The organism is Limnohabitans planktonicus II-D5, assembly GCF_001270065.2.
GTDB lineage: Bacteria > Pseudomonadota > Gammaproteobacteria > Burkholderiales > Burkholderiaceae_C > Limnohabitans_A > Limnohabitans_A planktonicus.
Genome location: NZ_LFYT02000009.1, coordinates 60,528 through 78,586, shown reverse-complemented (window position 1 = coordinate 78,586; position 18,059 = coordinate 60,528). Strand labels below are relative to the sequence as shown.

Here is an 18,059-nt window from a genome sequence, read left to right as displayed (position 1 = left end):
AACGCTGTTGACAAGGAGGCCGCATGGCCACAAGCAAAAAAGCCACCGAGTCCGCTAAACCGCCCGCCAAACCGGCCGCCGAGCTTCGGGTATACCTGACGCTCACCGACCTGCAACGCCAGTTTTCATCGTGGATGAGTTCGCCCCTGGGCGCACGCGGCTACGTGGCGATGCAGGGCACCCACGCGCTGCTGGTCGAGATCGCCCCCGGGCTGTCCATCCAGCGCGTGATTGACCTGGCCCTCAAGGCCGAGCCCACACTGGAGCCGGGCATCCTGGCCGTGGAGCGCCAGTTTGGCGTGCTGGAGTTGCACAGCAACGACAGTGCGGCCCTGCAGCGAGCTGGCCAGGTCATTTTGGACTGGATGGGGGCCAAGGCCGAAGACCAATTGCGCCCGCAATTGCTCTACAGCGACATTCTGGAAAACGTGACCGATCAGCACGCCGTGCTGATGAACCGCACGCGCCAGGCCAGCATGGTGCTGCCCGGCGACCACATGCTGCTGATGGAAGTGGCACCGGCGCTGTTCGGTGCCCACATGGCCAATGAAGCCGAAAAAGTCGCACCCGACCTGACTCTGGTCGAGTGCAGCATGATCGGTGCCAGCGGCCGCATGTACCTGACGGGCAGCATGGCCTCGCTTGAAAAAGCCAAGGCGCATGTCGAACAGCTGCTGGCCGAAATTCCCGGCAGAGCCTGACCAAACGCGACCGTTGATCCGGTTTTTGAACTCTTGAACAAAGGGCTGACAGGGCCTGTTGGTGTAGGAGCAGCACCCTGTGCGCGATTTTGCGCCAACCTCATATCACTTCACGCAAGGGGCGAGGCTTTCACACGCAAGATGCGTACAAAGCCTTTCGCTCCAGACTGTCAAAGGCCGGATCAATCAGGGGCACCCTTTCAGGCCGTGAATGATTGGCTGGCCCGGAACTGTCCAGGGGTCATTCCGACCTCGCGTTTGAAGAATTTCACAAAATTGGTGGGGTCTTCAAAACTCAAATCGATGGCGATGGCCTGAACAGCCAAAGCCGTGTGCGCCAGTAAACGCTTGGCTTCCAGGGCAATGCGTTGATTGATGCAGCTTTTGGTGGACAGTCCCGTCGCTTCCAAGCAAGCACGGTTCAGGCTTTTGACACTCAGGCCCAAAGTGGCACTGAAATGCTGCACCTGGTGGTGTTTTGCGAAGTCTTTTTCCAACTGCTTTTTAAATCGTTCGTAATGTGCAAATGCCCGCGAAGGCGATTGACCTGGATGAAGCCCTGACGCTTGAACCAGGCACAGACGCAACAGCACATAACTCAGTTGCAACTGAAGCAGGCTCTGCCGGGTTGGTACATCGATGACTTCTGCGCTGTCGCGCTGCATGTTGCTCAGGCCGACTTCAACATCTTGCAGTACAGACGAGGCCAGTGAGCAATGGTCTGGCAAGGTGTCAATTTGAGTCGCCAACGCTTGTCCATTTCCAATTGAATGCAATCGCTCAGGGCGAAAAACAACCATCCATCCATGCCATGTTTGTGAGAAATCATGCCGAAATACTTGACCTGGTTTGATCAACAGATAGTCGTTAGCCAGGGCCGATACGGGATGGAAATCAATCCATGGTTGGGTTTGACCGGATGTGATCACCACCATGCGGAAAAAGTCTGCCCGCGTGATGCGCGACAAGGCGGTCAGTGAAGCACGTTGGCGAAGTTGCGCAATCGAGAGGACTTCAATGCCTATTCGGTCATCCTCAGGGTGTCTGAACGCAAGCGGAGCAATGGGCGGGGGGTGGTGGGGCATGAATGTCTGTTTTTTACCATTTTATGGACGATCCTGATCTTTCGCAAAGGCGTCTTTGGCAAGACACTGTCCCCACGTCTGAACAGAAGACGGATTGATAAAGGAAAGCACATGAAAACCTCTCAACTCACCGCCAAAACACTCAGCGCAGCTGCCTTGGCTGCGGCCATGATCAGCAGCCCAGCGCTGGCACAAACTGCAATGACATCCGACGCCGCCCGTCAACTGGTGGAGCCTTTTTACAGCATGCTCACACAGCCAGGGACAAAGGACGTGCGCGCCATTGCTGAGAAATTTTTGACGCCCGAATGGAAGTCCTACTCCGATGACACGAACTTCAAGGGTCGTGAAGCCTTTATCAACCAGGTCATGGGCTTTGGCAAACTGATTCCTGACTTGAAATGGGAAATACGTGAGGTCATGGTCGCTGGCGATCGCGTCGTGGTGCGCTCGACTTTCTCTGGAACACCCCAGGGGCCCATGTTTGGCATGCCGACCAATGGCAAAAGCTTTCAAGCCATGGCCATCGACATCCACACCCTTCAAAATGGCAAGAGCGTCGCGGTTTACCACATCGAAGATTGGGCCAGCGCACTGCGACAACTGTCGGTCAAATAGGATGGCGTCAAGGGCGTGAGCCGCTTGTCGCTGAAGTGAACGTGGTCAAGGCGGGCATCTTCTAACATGTCAATCATGAACACCACCCACCACCCCGAAGGCCAGATCGACTGCACCGAGCATGGTGCAGTCCTTCAAATCAGCATCAACCGCCCCGCCAAGCGCAATGGCTTCACGCCCAAGATGTTCCATGAACTGGGTGAGGCCTATACCCGGCTCGACGATGACCGGGCCCTGCGCGTGGGCGTGCTGTGCGCGGCCGGTGACCATTTCACCGCCGGGCTGGACTTGCCCACCATCGCCCCGCTGATGCAGCGTGGCGAAAAGTCAGTGCCGCTGGGGCTGGTCGATCCACTGAATTTAGGCATGGAGGGCTATCGTCGTCGTGTCAAACCCATGGTGGTGGCGGTGCAGGGCATCACCTACACACTGGGCATTGAACTCATGCTGGCCGCCGACATCGTGGTGGCGGCCGATGACTGCCGGTTCTCGCAACTGGAGGTGCAACGCGGCATCATGGCCACGGGCGGTGCCACGCTGCGCATGGCCGAGCGTGCGGGCATGGGCAATGCGCTCTTGCATTTGCTCACTGCCGATGTGTTTGACAGTGCAGAAGCCTTGCGCCTCAACTTTGTGCAAAAGGTGGTGCCTGCGGCGGGCCTGCTGGCCGAGGCCATGCGCATTGCCGGTCAGATTGCAGCGCAAGCGCCACTGGCCGTGGTGGCCACGCGGCAAAACGTGCTCAAGGCCGTGGAGCATGGGCCTCTGGTGGCCATGCATGATTTTCTGTCGGTGCAAAAAACGCTGTCCAACAGCGACGATGCGGCAGAAGGCGTGCGTTCGTTTGTGGAGCGGCGCACTGCCCGTTTCACGGGTCAGTGATCGTTGGGCTTGAGGGGCCGTTTAAGGCTTTTGATTTCGCACCCATGTCGGGGTCTTCGACCACCGACCTACAACAAGCCCGCATGCCTCATCGTCGGCAGCGCCCTGTAGGTCGGCACTCCCAGAGTCCTACGCTGCCGGATGCGGCGAATGGCCTGTTCGGGCATCAGCGCTTGGTGCGCCGATGTCGGGGTCTTCGACCACCGACCTACAACAAGCACGCAAGTCTCATCGTCGGCAGCGCCCTGTAGGTCGGCACTCGCAGAGTCCGACGCTGCCGGATGCCCAGAATGGCCTGTTCGGGCATCAGCGCTTGGTGCGCCCATGTCGGGGTCTTCGACCACCGACCTACAACAAGCCCGCAAGTCTCATCGTCGGCAGCGCCCTGTAGGTCGGCACTCGCAGAGTCCGACGCTGCCGGATGCGGCGCATTTGTTGAGTCGAAAAGGTGCCATGGCGCTCGGTCACAATCTGTTCATGACCCATACGAATGATGCGCGCCACCCTTATTCCGAACTGACCCCTGACCGGGTGATGGATGCCTTGCAGGACCTGGGCCTGTGGCCCGACGGCCGTTTGCTGGCGCTCAGCTCTTACGAAAACCGCGTGTACCGTGCGCACCTGGACGAGCCGGTACAAGGTCACGCGGCTGTCGTGCTCAAGTTTTACCGGCCCGGCCGCTGGAGCCGGGCACAGATTCAGGAAGAGCATGACTTCGCGGCCGAACTTGTGGCGGGTGAAGTGCCCGTGGTCGCACCCCTTGTGCTGAACGGCCAAACCCTGCACCAAAGTGCAGGCTTTGATTTCTCGGTCAGCCCCTTGCGCGGCGGCCGTGCGCCGGAGCTGGACGATTTTGAAGTGCTCGAATGGATCGGCCGTTTTCTGGCCCGCATCCACACCGTGGGCGCGGCCAAGCCCTTTGTACACCGGCCCACGCTCGATGTGCAGACCTTTGCGCTGGAGCCTGCCGAATGGTTGCAAACGCACCAAATGATTCCGCTCGAAGTGGAGCGCGAATGGCGCGAAGCCTTTGCCGCAGCGCTGGCCTTGGTGCAAGAAATAATGGCTGAAGGGTCGTCAGAACGACGCTTGATTCGCCTGCACGGCGATTGCCACCCGGGCAATATTTTGTGGACACCGACCGAGCTGCCCGGTGGTGGCCCGCACTTTGTGGACCTGGACGACGCCCGCATGGGCCCTGCCGTGCAAGACTTGTGGATGCTGCTCTCGGGCGACCGGGCGCAGCGCACGCAGCAACTGTCGGCTTTGCTCGATGGCTATGAACAGGTGCGCGACTTTGACCGGGCCGAGCTGCGCTTGATCGAGCCGTTGCGCACCTTGCGCCTGATCCACTACAGCGCTTGGCTGGCAAGGCGTTGGGAAGACCCGATTTTCCCGGTCAACTTCCCCTGGTTCGGCACGCCCGACTACTGGCGCGGTCAGGTGCTGACGCTGCAAGAGCAGATTGAGCGGATGCAGCAAGCGCCGCTGGTGGTGTGAGCGCACCACAGCACGCAACGGTGATTTGTAGGTCGGCGGCTTTAGCCCCGACGTTGACGGTGATCCAGACCAGTGTCGGGGCTAAAGCCGCCGACCTACGGGGGGGCAGCAGGTTTGCAGGCTCAAGCGGGCAGACCTTGTTTGTAAAACTTGCCGTCCTTCATGATCGACAGGATGTTCTCGCCCTGACCCAACAGGCACGAGATGTCGGCGAGTGGGTTGCCCTGCACCAACAGCAAGTCGGCCTTGGCTCCGGGCTTGATCACGCCCAATTGGCCGGGCATGTTCAGCAGCTCGGCCGCGTTCACCGTGGCTTGTTGCAAGGTGGCACCCGCGCCCAAAATGCCAGCGCGGATGCGCAGTTCTTCGGATTGGTGGCGGTGCGACTCGCCCAGCAAGTCGGTGCCCAGCGCCATCTTCACGCCCGCTTTGGCCAGCAGCTCCAACGCCTTTTGGCCCTGGCCGCGCACGGTCTCGATTTTGGCCACCGACACGGGCGGCAGGCCCAGGCTGGCCCCTTCGTTGGCCAAGGCCTCGTAGGTGATCAGGGTGGGCACCATGAATGCGCCACGCTCGGCCATGAAGGCGCAGGTGACGGCGTCGATCAGGTTGCCGTGCTCGATGCTGCGCACGCCAAAGTCCACCGCCCGGCGAATCGCCTTGGGCGTGTAGGCGTGGGCCATGACGTAAGTGCCCGCGTGCTCGGCCTCGTCCACGATGGCGCGGATCTCGCCTTCGGAGTAGCCGAGGTAGTGGATCGGATCGTTGGGCGAAGCCACGCCGCCCGAGGCCATGATCTTGATCTGGTTGGCCCCTTTCATGATCTCTTCGCGCACGGCCAGCCGCACGTTGTCCACCCCATCGACCACACGCGCCAGCGCCCCCACGCGGGTGGAGCAGGCGCAGGTTTCGAGTTCGTCGCTGCGGGGGCGGCCGTCACCATGGCCGCCGGTTTGCGACAAGGCGCGGCCTGCGGCAAAAATGCGCGGCCCCTCGACCAAGTCGGTGCGGGTGGCTTCGGCCAGGTTCCAGTCGGCACCCCCGGCGTCGCGCACGGTGGTGAAGCCGCGCATCAGCATGCCCTTCATGATGGGGATGGCCCGCAGGGTGGCAAACACATTGGGCTGCTGGCTGTTGTAGGTCAGGTTCAGGTGCGAGGCGATCACATGCACATGGCAGTCGATCAGGCCGGGCATCAGGGTCAGGCCCTGGGCCGAGAGGGTTTGCGCGCCTTCGGGCACGGGCAGTTTGGGGCCCACTGCCTGAATCAGGCCATCCTGGACCCACACATCGGTGTCGGGCAAAAATTGCAGGGTTTCAACATCCAGCACGTTGGCCGATTGGATCAGGATCGAGGTCATACAGCGTTTCAAAAAATGCCTGGGCACAGTGCGTCGACATGAGGAAGCAAAGACGATCATCTCAGCCGTTCATGCCCTTGGACACCGCATAAACCCTAGGTTTTGTGCCTTGCGCCTGCCCAGTCTGCTGCCTAGAATCAAGAATCAACCAACCAAGACAGGAACCTGCATGTTGAAACCCCTTCTTCGCACCACACGCTTGCTCGCGCTGGCCTGCGGTTTGTCTGCCACCCTGGTATCAGTGAGTGCCGTGCAAGCCAACGAGCTCAAGTGGGCCGCGCAAAACGACATTCTGACGCTGGACCCGCACGCGCAAAACCACGCCACCACCAACAACATCGTGGGCCATGCCTACGAACCCCTGGTGCGCTACGACCGTAACTACAAGGTCGAGCCTTCGCTGGCCACCAGCTGGCAAGTGGTCAACCCCACCACGGTGCGATTCAACCTGCGCAAGAACGTGAAATTCCAGGACGGCTCGGCCTTCACTGCCGACGACGTGCTGTTCTCTTTTGACCGCATCCGCCAGCCACAAGGCACCATGCAAATTTATGTGGCCGGTGTCAAAGGCATCACCAAGATCGATGACCACACCATCGACGTCGTGCTGGACAAACCCAACCCCACCTTGCTCAACAGCTTCACCACCTTCTACATCATGAGCAAGGCCTGGGCGGTGAAGAACAAGTCCGAAAAAGTGCAGGACTACAAGGCCAAGGAAATCACTTTCGCCTCCACCAACGCCAACGGCACCGGCCCGTATGTCATCAAGGAGTGGGTGGCCGATCAGCGCCTGGTCATGACCGCCAACAAATCCTGGTGGGACAAGTTGCCCGGCAACGTGACCGATGTGATTTACACCCCCATCAAATCGGACCCCACCCGCATCGCTGCTTTGTTGGCTGGCAACGTGGACATCGTGACCGACTTGCCCACACAAGACGTGGCCCGCCTGCGCTCCACACCAGCCTTGTCCGTGCTCGATGGCCCGGAAGTGCGAACCATTTTCATTGGCGTGGACCAAGGTTCCAACGAATTGAAATATGGCACCAAAGGCCCCAACCCCTTCAAGGACGTGCGCGTGCGCAAAGCCTTGAACATGTCGATTGACCGGGTGGCCATCCAGCGCAGCATCATGCGGGGCCTGTCGGTGCCTGCGGCCATCATGGTGGCGCCTGGTGTCAATGGCCACACGGCCGAGTTGGACAAGGTGGCTCCGCCCGACCTGGAGGGTGCCAAGAAACTGCTGGCCGATGCCGGTTATGCCAATGGTTTTGACTTCACCCTTGACTGCCCCAACAACCGCTACGTGAACGACGAAGAGGTGTGCCAGGCCGTGGTCAACATGTGGGCCAAAGCGGGCATCCGCGCCAAGCTCAATGCCACCAACTTCAGCAGCTTCATTGTCAAAGTCCAAAACTTCGATTCCAGTGCCTACCTGCTGGGCTGGGGCGTGGCAACCTACGATGCGCAGTACTCCCTGCAGTCCCTGGTCATGACCCGCACCACCGGTTCGGATGGCAACTTCAACTTCCTGAAGATCAGCAACGCCAAGGTGGACGCCTTGACCGAAGCCATGAAAACCGAAATGGACAAGACCAAGCGCGACAACATGCTCAAGGAAGCCTTGACCATCACCCGCGACGAAGCCCTGTATGTGCCGTTGCACCACCAGATGCGCCCTTGGTCCATGAAGAAAAACGTGAGCATCGCGCACAACTCCAACGATGCGCCCAAGATGTTTTACGCCACCGTCAGCAAGTGATCTTGCCTTGACCCACCCTGCCCCGCCTGCGCGGGGCAGGGTGCCAAGCGCGAACGGGGCCATGCACCCCACAGGGCTTGCAGCCACGCACAGCCTCCATGCCTTCGCCTTCTCCCCCTCAAAGCTGACACGCCCCGCTCAGGTACGCCTTTGCTGGTCTTTGTCATTGTTGGCCGCGGTGCCGTGATCGCGCCGCTCGACTTCGCGGTCAACATGGCTTTTCCGGCCATGACCTAAGCCTGTGACTTTGCCTTGGCGACAGCAGACATCCGCTGGGGTGTATCGAGCGCCCATGTCGGGGTCTTCGACCACCGACCTACGGAAAACCGATGCAGCTTGTCGGTCGGTACTCGAAGAGTCCGACGTTGATTGCTGCGGCACGCAGGTGGATGTGGCTGGGGTATCTCAAGCACCCCATGTCGGGGTCTTCGACCGCCGACCTACGGAAAACCGATGCAGCATGTAGGTCGGCACTCGAAGAGTCCGACGTTGATTGCTGCGGCAAGCTGGTGGATGTGGCCGTGGCGTATCGAGCGCCCCATGTCGGGGTCTTCGACCACCGACCTACGGTAAAGCGATGCAGCATGTAGGTCGGTACTCGAAGAGTCCGACGTTGTTTGCTGCGGCACGCAGGTGGATGTGGCCGTGGCGTATCGAGCGCCCATGTCGGGGTCTTCGACCGCCGACCTACGGAAAACCGATGCAGCGTGTAGGTCGGCACTCGAAGAGTCCGACGTTGATTGCTGCGGCAAGCTGGTGGATGTGGCTGGGGTATCTCAAGCACCCCATGTCGGGGTCTTCGACCGCCGACCTACGGAAAACCGATGCAGCTTGTAGGTCGGTACTCGAAGAGTCCGACGTTGATTGCTGCGGCACGCAGGTGGATGTGGCCGTGGCGTATCGAGCGCCCATGTCGGGGTCTTCGACCGCCGACCTGCGGTAAACCGATGCAGCATGTAGGTCGGTACTCGAAGAGTCCGACGTTGATTGCTGCGGCAAGCTGGTGGATGCTGCCGTGGTGTATCAAGCGCCCCATGTCGGGGTCTTCGACCGCCGACCTTCGCAAGACCGATGCAGTATGTAGGTCGGCACTCGAAGAGTCCGACGTTGATTGCTGCAGCACGCAGGTGGATGTGGCCGTGGTGTATCGAGCGCCCTATGTCGGGGTCTTCGACCGCCGACCTACGGAAAACCGATGCAGCGTGTAGGTCGGCACTCGAAGAGTCCGACGTTATTTGCTGCGGCACGCAGGTGGATGTGGCTGGGGTGTATCAAGCGCCCCATGTCGGGGTCTTCGACCGCCGACCTACGGAAAACTGATGCAGCATGTAGGTCGGTACTCGAAGAGTCCGACGTTGATTGCTGCGGCACGCAGGTGGATGTGGCCGTGGCGTATCAAGCGCCCTATGTCGGGGTCTTCGACCGCCGACCTACGGAAAACCGATGCAGCGTGTAGGTCGGTACTCGAAGAGTCCGACGTTGATTGCTGCGGCACGCAGGTGGATGTGGCTGGGGTATCTCAAGCACCCCATGTCGGGGTCTTCGACCGCCGACCTACGGAAAACCGATGCAGCTTGTAGGTCGGTACTCGAAGAGTCCGACGTTGATTGCTGCGGCAAGCTGGTGGATGTGGCTGGGGTGTATCGAGCGCCCCATGTCGGGGTCTTCGACCACCGACCTACGGTAAAGCGATGCAGCGTGTAGGTCGGTACTCAAAGAGTCCGACGTTGATAGCTGCGGCAAGCTGGTGGATGTGGCCGTGGCGTATCGAGCGCCCCATGTCGGGGTCTTCGACCGCCGACCTACGGTAAACCGATGCAGCGTGTAGGTCGGTACTCGAAGAGTCCGACGTTGATTCCTACGGCACGCTGGTGGATGTGGCCGTGGTGTATCAAGCGCCCCATGTCGGGGTCTTCGACCGCCGACCTACGGAACACGATGCAGCTTGTAGGTCGGTACTCGAAGAGTCCGACGTTGATTGATAAGGCACGCAGGTGGATGTGGCTGGGGTATCTCAAGCGCCTCATGTCGGGGTCTTCGACCGCCGATCTGCGCAAGATCGTCCGATTGGTTCAGCGTCGGCCAGGCGTCATACCCAAACCCATGGCGCAGCCGATCAGCGCAGGTTGTTCGGCCCGGATCACATACGTCGGGATGCGTGACATGTAGCTTTCAAAGCGGCCTTTGGCTTCAAAGGCGGCACGAAAACCAGACCGCGAAAAGTAGTCGCCCAGTCGGCCAATGACACCGCCGCCGATGTAGATCCCCCCGCGTGCGCCCAGCGTGACGGCCAAGTTGGCTGCGGCATTGCCCAAGAGGCGGCACATGCGTTCCAGTGCTTCTTCGCAAGCCACATCTTGGGCCGCCAGGGCGCGTTCGGTCACTTGCGCGGCGAGCAAGGGCTCGATTTCGGTGCCGTTCAACTCGCAAATGGCGCGGTACAAATTCTCCAGCCCCATGCCCGAGATGGCCCGCTCGGCCGACACATGGGGGTAGCTGCGCCAAAGAATGCGCAGGATGTCGGCCTCGCGCGAGCAGGTGGGTGACAAGCTCACATGTCCGCCTTCACCTGCAATGGGCACCCAGTCGCCGCGCCGCGAGCGCACCAGTGAGGACACGCCCAGCCCCGTGCCCGGACCGATCAGGCCTTTGGGCGCATCGGGCACGGGCTCACCCGAGCCGATTTGCTCCAGATCGGTGCCTTGCAGTGCCGGGGCGGCCATGGCCATGGCTTCCCAGTCATTCAGCATGAGCAGGCTGTTCAGGCCCAATTGCTGGCGCGTGGCCTCAATCGAGAATTGCCAGTGGTTGTTGGTCATCTTCAGCACATCGCCGTCGATGGGATTGGCAATGGCGATGCAAGCTTGCTGCACACGGGGCTGCCCGACTTGCTGCAGATACGCCTGGGCCGCTGCGGCCAGGTCGGGAAATTGGCCGGTGGGCAAAGTGACTTCGTGCGTGATGGGCGAGCCGTCACTTTGAATCAGGGCAAAGCGGGCGTTGGTGCCGCCAATGTCGCCCAGCAGGCTTGGGGGGGTGTTGTACAGGGTGTTCATGGTGCTCAGGTGTGTCTGCGTCAAGCGTATCAGCGCAAGCGTGCGTATTCGGGCTTGAAAGTTACCAACGTGTTCCGAGTTTCACGCAGGCAGGCGGGGCACAGGGGGTTTTGCCATTGGCAGTTCGATGCGCACGCACAGGCCCTGGGGCTGAACGTTTATCAATTGGACATGTCCCGCGTGGCGCTCGACGATTTCCTTCACGATGGCCAGGCCCAGCCCGCAGCCGTCACCCGATTCGGTGGCTCGCACAAAGCGCTCGAAAACGCGTGCGTGGTCACCCTCAGCAATGCCGGGTCCGTTGTCTATGACATCAAGCAGTGCCATGTGGGGTGTGATGGGCGAAGGCAGCACGCGCACCGTGACCTGGCTGCCACTGCCCGCATAGTGCAGGGCGTTGTCGATCAGATTGCTCAGCGCTTCACGCATCAGCAACTCGTTGGCCTCAATCCACACGGGGCTGTCGTTTGGGGCTTGAGTGCCATCGTCTGCGCCCTGTTCCATCCCCAGGTCTATGTGCAAACGCAAGGCGCGGGGCACCCATTCGGCGGTGACGGCTTGCACCATGCGTTGCAGGTCAAAACGCTGGCGGTCATGCGCCATGACGGATTCGGGCTCAGCACGCGCCAAAGTCAGCAGCTGATTGACCAGGTGAGCACTGCGTGTGGCGCTCTCATGCACGCGCTGCAAGCGTGCGTGCAGATCGGGATCGGTGGCCGATTGCAGGGCGATTTCGGTTTGGCTTTTGAGGCCTGCCAGTGGCGTGCGCAGCTGGTGCGCTGCATCGCCAATGAAACGCTTTTGCGTGGCCACCGTGTTTTGCACAGCAGCCAGCAAGGTGTTGATGGCCGTGGCCAGCGACCAGAGTTCGCGCGGTGCCGAGGCCAGTTGCAGCGGTGCCAGGTCGGTGGGGGCGCGGCCTTCAACCTGTTGGCGCAAACGCACCAAGGGCGACAGCCCTGCGCGGATGCCCAGCCAAACGATCACGGTCATCAGCAGCACCAGACTCGACATGGGCAGCAGCATGTCCACCAGAATGCGCCGGGCCAGATCTTCCCGGTTGGCGCTGCTGCGGGCCACTTGCACCAGCATGGTTTGTGGCGCTGCGCCGTCGTCGCCAAAACGCAGGTACAGCGCTACCAGTCGCAGCGGCTGTCCCGGCGGCGTGTGCAGGGCTGCACGGCCATTGACCGGCATGATGCCGTCGTAAAAGTAGGGCGTGTTCAATGCAGGCGGGTGTTCGCTGTCGTGCGCTGGGGGTGGGGGCAAGGCCTGGTTGCCCAAAATGAACTGCCCCGGCGGCGAGCTGACCATGTACAGCTGGCGGTCGGCAGGGTCGGCTTCGAGCACGTCTTGCGCCGCACGCGGAAAGTCGATCAGCAGGCCATTGCCAATGGGCTTGAGCTGCCTGGCCAGCGAGCGGCTGGCTTGCAGCAAACTGGCGTCAATCGCCTGGTTGGCATAGCCTGCCGCGAACCGGTAGGTGGCCACCCCCCCAGCCATCCACAGCACCAGTTGCGGCAGCAGCACCCACAGCAGCAATTGCCGGGCAAGTGAAACCCCGGCCTGCGCTGGCGTGCCAGAGGGGGATGACGAGGGTGATGCCATGCGTGGTTTTATGCGCGAGGGATCATGATTGATCCGGCACGCTGAAGTTTGAAATGTGTGAGGAATGTCATCTCGCAGGTCGGTACTCGCAGAGTCCGACATGATGGGGGTAAGCACAGGCCCATGTCGGGGTCTTCGACCGCCGACCTACAACATCTTTGAGCATTGAAAACTTCAAAGGGCCGAATCCATAAGGACAAGGATTGACGTCGCTGGTCTGCCACGTCACGTCGTACTTCCCAGCGGCGCAGTGCGTCATGGCAAGCCAAGCGCGGCCATCCCGTGCCCGCGATCCTCCGGCCTGTGTCATGGGCCGGTGGCCTCCATCAGGTAGCCCAAGCCGCGCACCGTGCGAATGACCAGCCCGGCATCTTCGAGCTTTCGGCGCAGGCGGTGGATGTAGACCTCGATCGAATTGCCTGCGCCCAATTCCCCGCCATCGGCAATCCAGGTCTGGGTGATCTGTTCCTTGGTGACCACCTTGTCGCGTTGCTGCACCAACAGCTCCAGCAAGCTCCACTCGCGGCCACTCAAGTCGAGTGGCTCGCCGCCCACCAGGGCACGACGAGAGGTGTGATCCAGCGTCAGGCGGCCCAGCAGGGCAGGGGTGCTGGCCGGTTGGCTGCGCCGCAACAAGGCCTGCAAACGGGCCAGCAGTTCGGGAAAGTCAAACGGTTTGGTCACGTAATCGTCGGCCCCGGCCTGCAAACCCGCCACGCGGTCGTCCAGGGCATCTCGCGCTGTCAGCAGCAGCACGGGCAAACTGGGCTGGGTTTGCCGCACATGCTGCAGGACCGCCAAGCCATCCATCATGGGCAGGCCGATGTCGAGCACCGCGATGTCAAAGTTTTGCTTTTGCAGCAAGTAGTCGGCCACAGCCCCGTTGGGCGCATGTTCCACCTCAAAACCCGCCCCGCCCAATTGGGTCTGCAGGGCATCGGCCAGCATGGCGTCATCTTCGGCTAAGAGCAATTTCATGGCGGCAAGCTTAATGGATTGTTGGGCCTTGGGCGAGCCCCTCAAGGGGGTTCTGACTAGGGTTTAACCTAGTGTTAATAAATTAACAAAACATTAATATTCGGCCGTCGAGGCGTTTGGCAGGTCAATCAACCACCTCACCTATCAACTTTGGGCCAACGGCCCTAACCAGGAGACTTTCTTGAAAACTTTGAAATTGTTCCAGCGCACCCTGTTGGCAACTGCAGCAGTGCTGACGATGGCGACCCATGCCGGTGAAATTGAAGTCTTGCACTTTTGGACCAGCGGTGGCGAAGCCAAATCAGCCGCAGCTCTGAAAGCCACGTTGCAAGCCAAAGGCCATGTCTGGAAAGACTTCGCCGTGGCCGGTGGCGGCGGTGACAACGCCATGACCGTGCTCAAGTCGCGCGTGGTCTCGGGCAATGCCCCAGCAGCCGCACAGATCAAAGGCCCTGCGCTGCAAGAGTGGGCTGCTGAAGGCGTGCTGGCCAACATCGACGACGTGGCCAAGGCCGAGAAGTGGGACAGCTTGCTGCCCCCCGTGGTCGCCAATGTCATGAAATACAAGGGCAACTACATTGCCGCCCCCGTGAACGTGCACCGCGTGAACTGGCTGTGGGCCAGCAACGCCGCGTTCAAAAAAGCCGGTGCCAAAGTGCCGACCAACTGGGACGAGTTTTTTGTCGCGGCCGAAGCCCTGAAAAAGGCCGGCATCATCCCCGTAGCGCACGGGGGGCAGAACTGGCAAGACTTCACCACCTTTGAAAGCGTGGCTTTGGGTGTGGGTGGTGTCGACTTCTACAAAAAAGCCCTGGTGCAAATGGACCAGCCCACCTTGACTGGCGCCACCATGACCAAGGTGCTCGACACCTTCAAAAAGGTCAAGACCTACACCGACAAGAACGCCCCAGGCCGCGACTGGAACCTGGCGACTGCCATGGTCATCAAAGGCGAAGCGGGCATGCAGCTGATGGGTGACTGGGCCAAGGGTGAATTCGTGGCCGCTGGCAAAAAACCCGGTGCTGACTTCACTTGCGCAGCAGCCCCCGGCACCGCCAAGGCCTTCACCTTCAACGTGGACTCGTTTGCCATGTTCAAACTGAAAAACGATGCCAACACCAAGGCCCAAAAAGACCTGGCCTCGGCCATCATGTCCACCGAGTTTCAGGAAGTGTTCAACCTGAACAAGGGCTCCATCCCGGTGCGCCTGAACATGAACCTGGCCAAGTTTGACGATTGCGCCAAGCTCAGTTCCAACGACTTCGTGGCCACCGCCAAGAACGGCGGTCTGGTGCCCTCTATCGCCCACGGCATGGCCGTCGGATCGGCCACTTCGGGTGCGATTCAAGACGCCATTAGCCAGTTCTGGAACGACGACAAGATGAGCACGAAAGACGCTCAAAGCAAGATCGCTTCGGCTGCAAAAACCAAGTAACAACCCACCAGGAGTAAGCACCATGAAACGCTTTATATTCACCGCAGCTGCCTTGGCCGCTGCCACTTTCGCCCATGCAGCCGATGACAGTTTCGAATTCAACGGTTATGCGCGCGGCGGAGCCTCCTTCAACTACAACAAGGACAACAACGTCAAAGGCGGTCTCACCTTGGGGGGTGATTTGCAAAAATACCGCCTGGGCAACGAGGGCGATACCGGTCTGGAGGTGTACGTCGGTAAATCGTTCGATGCTGGAAACGGCGTCAAGTACAAGTTTGGCTACATGCCCAACAAGTGGGGCTCCTCCAATGTTGGCACCGTGCAAGCGTTCGGTGAAATTTCAGGTCTGGCCGTCGCGCCTGAAGCCAAGTTCTGGATCGGTCAACGCCGTCTGCGTGTGCAAGACGTCCACATTGTTGACCACTTCTTGATGAATTCTGGTGAATACCAAGGCGCAGGTGTGCTCGATCTGAAGGTGGCAGGCACCAAGGTTGGTGTGACCCTGTCGTCTGGCGACACCTTCGACACCAAGTTGAATGCCGGCACCTCAGCCAACAAGCTCAACGTCGATGTGGGGGGCATCACCACCAACCCAGGTGGCACCGTGCGCGTGCTGTTGACTGCGGTGAACACTTCGGGGTTTGGCACCAATGGGGGCCATGGCGTGTCGCTGGTGCATAACCAGAAAGATTTCATCACACCAGGCTTGACCAACAGCGTGTTCTTGCAAACCTCTTCGGGCTTGGCTCGAATCACGGGTGAATTTGCCAATCTGACCGCCACCGCTCCAGCTGCGACTTACGGCACCAAGACCAACCGCATCGTCGACGCGATCCATTGGCAATCGGGTGCCTTTGGCGGTCAGGCACTGGTGGGCTACCAGACCAGCAAGAACGAACACACAGCCGTCACGACCACCGACACCACATTGGGTGGACGCATGTCATACGCGTTCACCAGCAATTTCAAGCTCCTGGCTGAAGCGGGCGTCACATCGCGCAAATTTGACAATGGGGCACCCAAGCAGCAACTCAACAAGTTCACCATTGCGCCCACCTTGTCCACAGGGGGAGACTTCTGGTCACGGCCTGAGCTGCGCTTTTATGTGACACGCGCCAACTGGAACGATGCGGCAGCCAGTGCTAATTTGAGCAGCTTCGGCAGCAGCAGCAACACCAGTGCCACCAAACTTCAGAGCCAAACCCTGGCCGGAGTTCAATTCGAAATGTGGTGGTAATTCAAACCCTGAATGGGATGCTCTGAATGTCAGAGCACCGTGTCAAACGGGAACGGTTTCTCCTGTTTCCGTGTCATTTATTGATTCACGTAGATCTGCCGCATGAAGCCTCATCCAAAAACAGAACCATGGTTGCCACGATTGGTGGTTCTGCCGTCGTTCGCCATCAGCTTGCTGTTCATTTACGGCCTCATGGCCTGGAACGCTTACCTGTCCGTGTCCGCCTCGCGCCTCTTGCCCAACTACAAATTTGTGGGCCTGCAACATTACGCAGCCTTGCTGGAGAGTGACCGCTTTCAGGTGGCCATGACCAACATGGCGGTGTTTGGCGTCTTCTTCATTGGCGGCGCCATGGCACTGGGCGTGTTGCTGGCCATCCTGCTGGACCAGAAGGTGCGCGGCGAAGGTGTGTTGCGCACCATTTACCTGTACCCCATGGCGATCTCTTTCATCGTGACCGGCACGGCGTGGAAGTGGATTTTGAACCCCGGTTTGGGCTTGCAGCATTTGATGCACAGCTGGGGATTCACTGATTTCAAGTTCGAGTGGTTGGTCGATCAAGACATGGCCATTTACTGCGTGGTGATTGCGGGCGTGTGGCAAAGCGCGGGCTTTGTCATGGCGCTCTTTTTGGCGGCGCTGCGCGGCATTGACGACTCGATCATCAAGGCCGCGCAAGTTGACGGCGCGAGCTTGCCTACCATTTACTGGCGCATCATTTTGCCCAGCTTGGGGCCGGTGTTTTTCAGCACCTTGCTGGTGGTGTCGCATTTGGCCATCAAGAGCTTTGACCTGGTCAAGGCGCTGACCTCCGGCGGGCCCGGTTATGCCACGGACTTGCCGGCCACCTTCATGTATGACATCGCCTTCACTCGCGGTCAGATTGGCGTGGGTGCAGCCAGCGCCACCGTGATGCTGGCCACCGTGGCGGCGATTGTGGTGCCTTATCTGTATTCTGAATTGCGGAGCAAACGATGAACCGCCTGAATTTTCATCGCTTCATCTTGTGGTCCATGCTGCTGCTGTTTGCGGCCTGGTTTTTGGTGCCGCTGTATGTGATGCTGAGCACCTCACTCAAAGACGCTGAACAGCTGCGCACAGGCAACTTGCTGAGTTTGCCCACAGCACCCACGCTGGACGCCTGGTTCAAAGCCTGGGGCAGCGCTTGCACAGGGGTGCAGTGCGAGGGCCTCAAGCCGTTTTTCTGGAACTCGGTGTTGTTGGTGGTGCCTGCCGTGCTGCTGTCCACCTTGCTGGGCTCGCTCAACGGCTATGTGCTGTCTAAGTGGAAATTTCGCGGCAGCGAGACTTTGTTTGCCTTCATGCTGTTTGGTGTGTTCATGCCCATGCAGGTGGTGCTTTTGCCCATGAGCCAGGTGTTGGGCTGGCTGGGCGTGTCCAGTTCCATCTGGGGGCTGATGCTGGTGCACGTCGTAGCGGGCATTCCATCGACCACACTGTTTTTTCGCAACTACTACATCGGCCTGCCGGACGAGTTGATCAAGGCCGCCCAGCTCGACGGTGCTGGTTTTTGGTTGATCTTCCGCCGCATCGTGATGCCGCTGTCGCTGCCCATCTTGGTGGTCACGCTGATCTGGCAGTTCACCAACATCTGGAACGACTTTTTGTACGGCGTGGTGTTCTCGGGGGCTGACAGCAAACCGATCACCGTGGGCCTGAACAACCTGGCCAACACATCGAGCGCCGTCAAGGAATACAACGTCGACATGGCCGCGGCCTTGATCGCGGCATTGCCCACCCTGTTCGTGTACGTGGTGGCGGGAAAATATTTTGTGCGTGGCCTGACGGCTGGCGCCGTCAAGGGCTAAAGGA

The 18,059-nt window shown here is 59.9% G+C and carries 14 protein-coding genes; 9 read left to right on the top strand and 5 right to left on the bottom strand.

Annotated features, from left to right (window positions below; translation table 11 throughout):
• Positions 1-23: 23 nt before the first annotated feature.
• Positions 24-701, top strand: a complete 678-nt coding sequence (locus H663_RS29615; RefSeq protein ID WP_053168994.1) for a microcompartment protein — start codon at positions 24-26, stop codon at positions 699-701.
• Between the two features lie 200 nt (positions 702-901).
• Here H663_RS29615 and H663_RS41590 read toward each other — a convergent pair whose 3' ends face one another.
• Positions 902-1,450: a helix-turn-helix domain-containing protein gene (locus H663_RS41590; protein WP_165803891.1), complete on the bottom strand. Its 549-nt coding sequence runs from the start codon at positions 1,448-1,450 to the stop codon at positions 902-904.
• Between the two features lie 447 nt (positions 1,451-1,897).
• Here H663_RS41590 and H663_RS29605 point away from each other — a divergent pair, with 447 nt between their 5' ends.
• The 3 genes from H663_RS29605 to H663_RS29595 all read left to right on the top strand — a co-directional run bounded on the left by H663_RS29605 (position 1,898) and on the right by H663_RS29595 (position 4,786).
• Complete coding sequence (locus H663_RS29605; RefSeq protein ID WP_053168990.1) at positions 1,898-2,404, top strand: ester cyclase; 507 nt, start codon at positions 1,898-1,900, stop codon at positions 2,402-2,404.
• A 66-nt stretch (positions 2,405-2,470) separates the two neighbouring features.
• Positions 2,471-3,286 carry a crotonase/enoyl-CoA hydratase family protein gene (locus H663_RS29600; protein WP_053168988.1) on the top strand — a complete coding sequence of 272 codons (816 nt, stop codon included), beginning with the start codon at positions 2,471-2,473 and terminating at the stop codon, positions 3,284-3,286.
• Positions 3,287-3,763: 477 nt separating this feature from the next.
• Entirely contained in the window at positions 3,764-4,786 is a 1,023-nt protein-coding gene (locus tag H663_RS29595; protein ID WP_053169404.1) for a serine/threonine protein kinase, read from the top strand.
• A 122-nt stretch (positions 4,787-4,908) separates the two neighbouring features.
• Here the strand turns inward: H663_RS29595 and H663_RS29590 are convergent, their stop codons facing one another.
• Positions 4,909-6,147 (bottom strand): metal-dependent hydrolase family protein, encoded by a 1,239-nt coding sequence (locus tag H663_RS29590; RefSeq protein WP_053168986.1) that lies wholly within the window; start codon positions 6,145-6,147, stop codon positions 4,909-4,911.
• A 169-nt stretch (positions 6,148-6,316) separates the two neighbouring features.
• Between H663_RS29590 and H663_RS29585 the strand changes: the two genes are divergently transcribed.
• A complete protein-coding gene (locus tag H663_RS29585) occupies positions 6,317-7,912 on the top strand; it encodes an ABC transporter substrate-binding protein (protein WP_053168984.1) in 1,596 nt (531 codons plus the stop codon).
• A gap of 2,072 nt (positions 7,913-9,984) precedes the next feature.
• On the opposite strand, the gene H663_RS29575 is transcribed toward H663_RS29585, so the two are convergent.
• The 3 genes from H663_RS29575 to H663_RS29565 form a co-directional block, all read right to left on the bottom strand.
• On the bottom strand, positions 9,985-10,968 hold the full coding sequence (locus tag H663_RS29575; RefSeq protein ID WP_053169402.1) for a glucokinase: 984 nt from the start codon (positions 10,966-10,968) through the stop codon (positions 9,985-9,987).
• Between the two features lie 81 nt (positions 10,969-11,049).
• On the bottom strand, positions 11,050-12,576 hold the full coding sequence (locus H663_RS29570; RefSeq protein WP_053168981.1) for a sensor histidine kinase: 1,527 nt from the start codon (positions 12,574-12,576) through the stop codon (positions 11,050-11,052).
• A 306-nt stretch (positions 12,577-12,882) separates the two neighbouring features.
• Positions 12,883-13,554 carry a response regulator transcription factor gene (locus H663_RS29565; RefSeq protein ID WP_053168979.1) on the bottom strand — a complete coding sequence of 224 codons (672 nt, stop codon included), beginning with the start codon at positions 13,552-13,554 and terminating at the stop codon, positions 12,883-12,885.
• Positions 13,555-13,792: 238 nt separating this feature from the next.
• On the opposite strand from H663_RS29565, the gene H663_RS29560 reads away from it, so the two are divergent.
• The 4 genes from H663_RS29560 to H663_RS29545 all read left to right on the top strand — a co-directional run bounded on the left by H663_RS29560 (position 13,793) and on the right by H663_RS29545 (position 18,055).
• Positions 13,793-14,989: an ABC transporter substrate-binding protein gene (locus H663_RS29560; protein WP_240620480.1), complete on the top strand. Its 1,197-nt coding sequence runs from the start codon at positions 13,793-13,795 to the stop codon at positions 14,987-14,989.
• 22 nt (positions 14,990-15,011) lie between these two features.
• Positions 15,012-16,226, top strand: a complete 1,215-nt coding sequence (locus H663_RS29555; RefSeq protein WP_083450999.1) for a carbohydrate porin — start codon at positions 15,012-15,014, stop codon at positions 16,224-16,226.
• 102 nt (positions 16,227-16,328) lie between these two features.
• Positions 16,329-17,204 carry a carbohydrate ABC transporter permease gene (locus H663_RS29550; RefSeq protein ID WP_053168976.1) on the top strand — a complete coding sequence of 292 codons (876 nt, stop codon included), beginning with the start codon at positions 16,329-16,331 and terminating at the stop codon, positions 17,202-17,204.
• Positions 17,201-18,055 (top strand): carbohydrate ABC transporter permease, encoded by an 855-nt coding sequence (locus H663_RS29545; RefSeq protein WP_053168974.1) that lies wholly within the window; start codon positions 17,201-17,203, stop codon positions 18,053-18,055. The genes H663_RS29550 and H663_RS29545 overlap by 4 nt, the downstream gene beginning before the upstream one ends.
• The last annotated feature ends 4 nt before the right edge of the window (positions 18,056-18,059 follow it).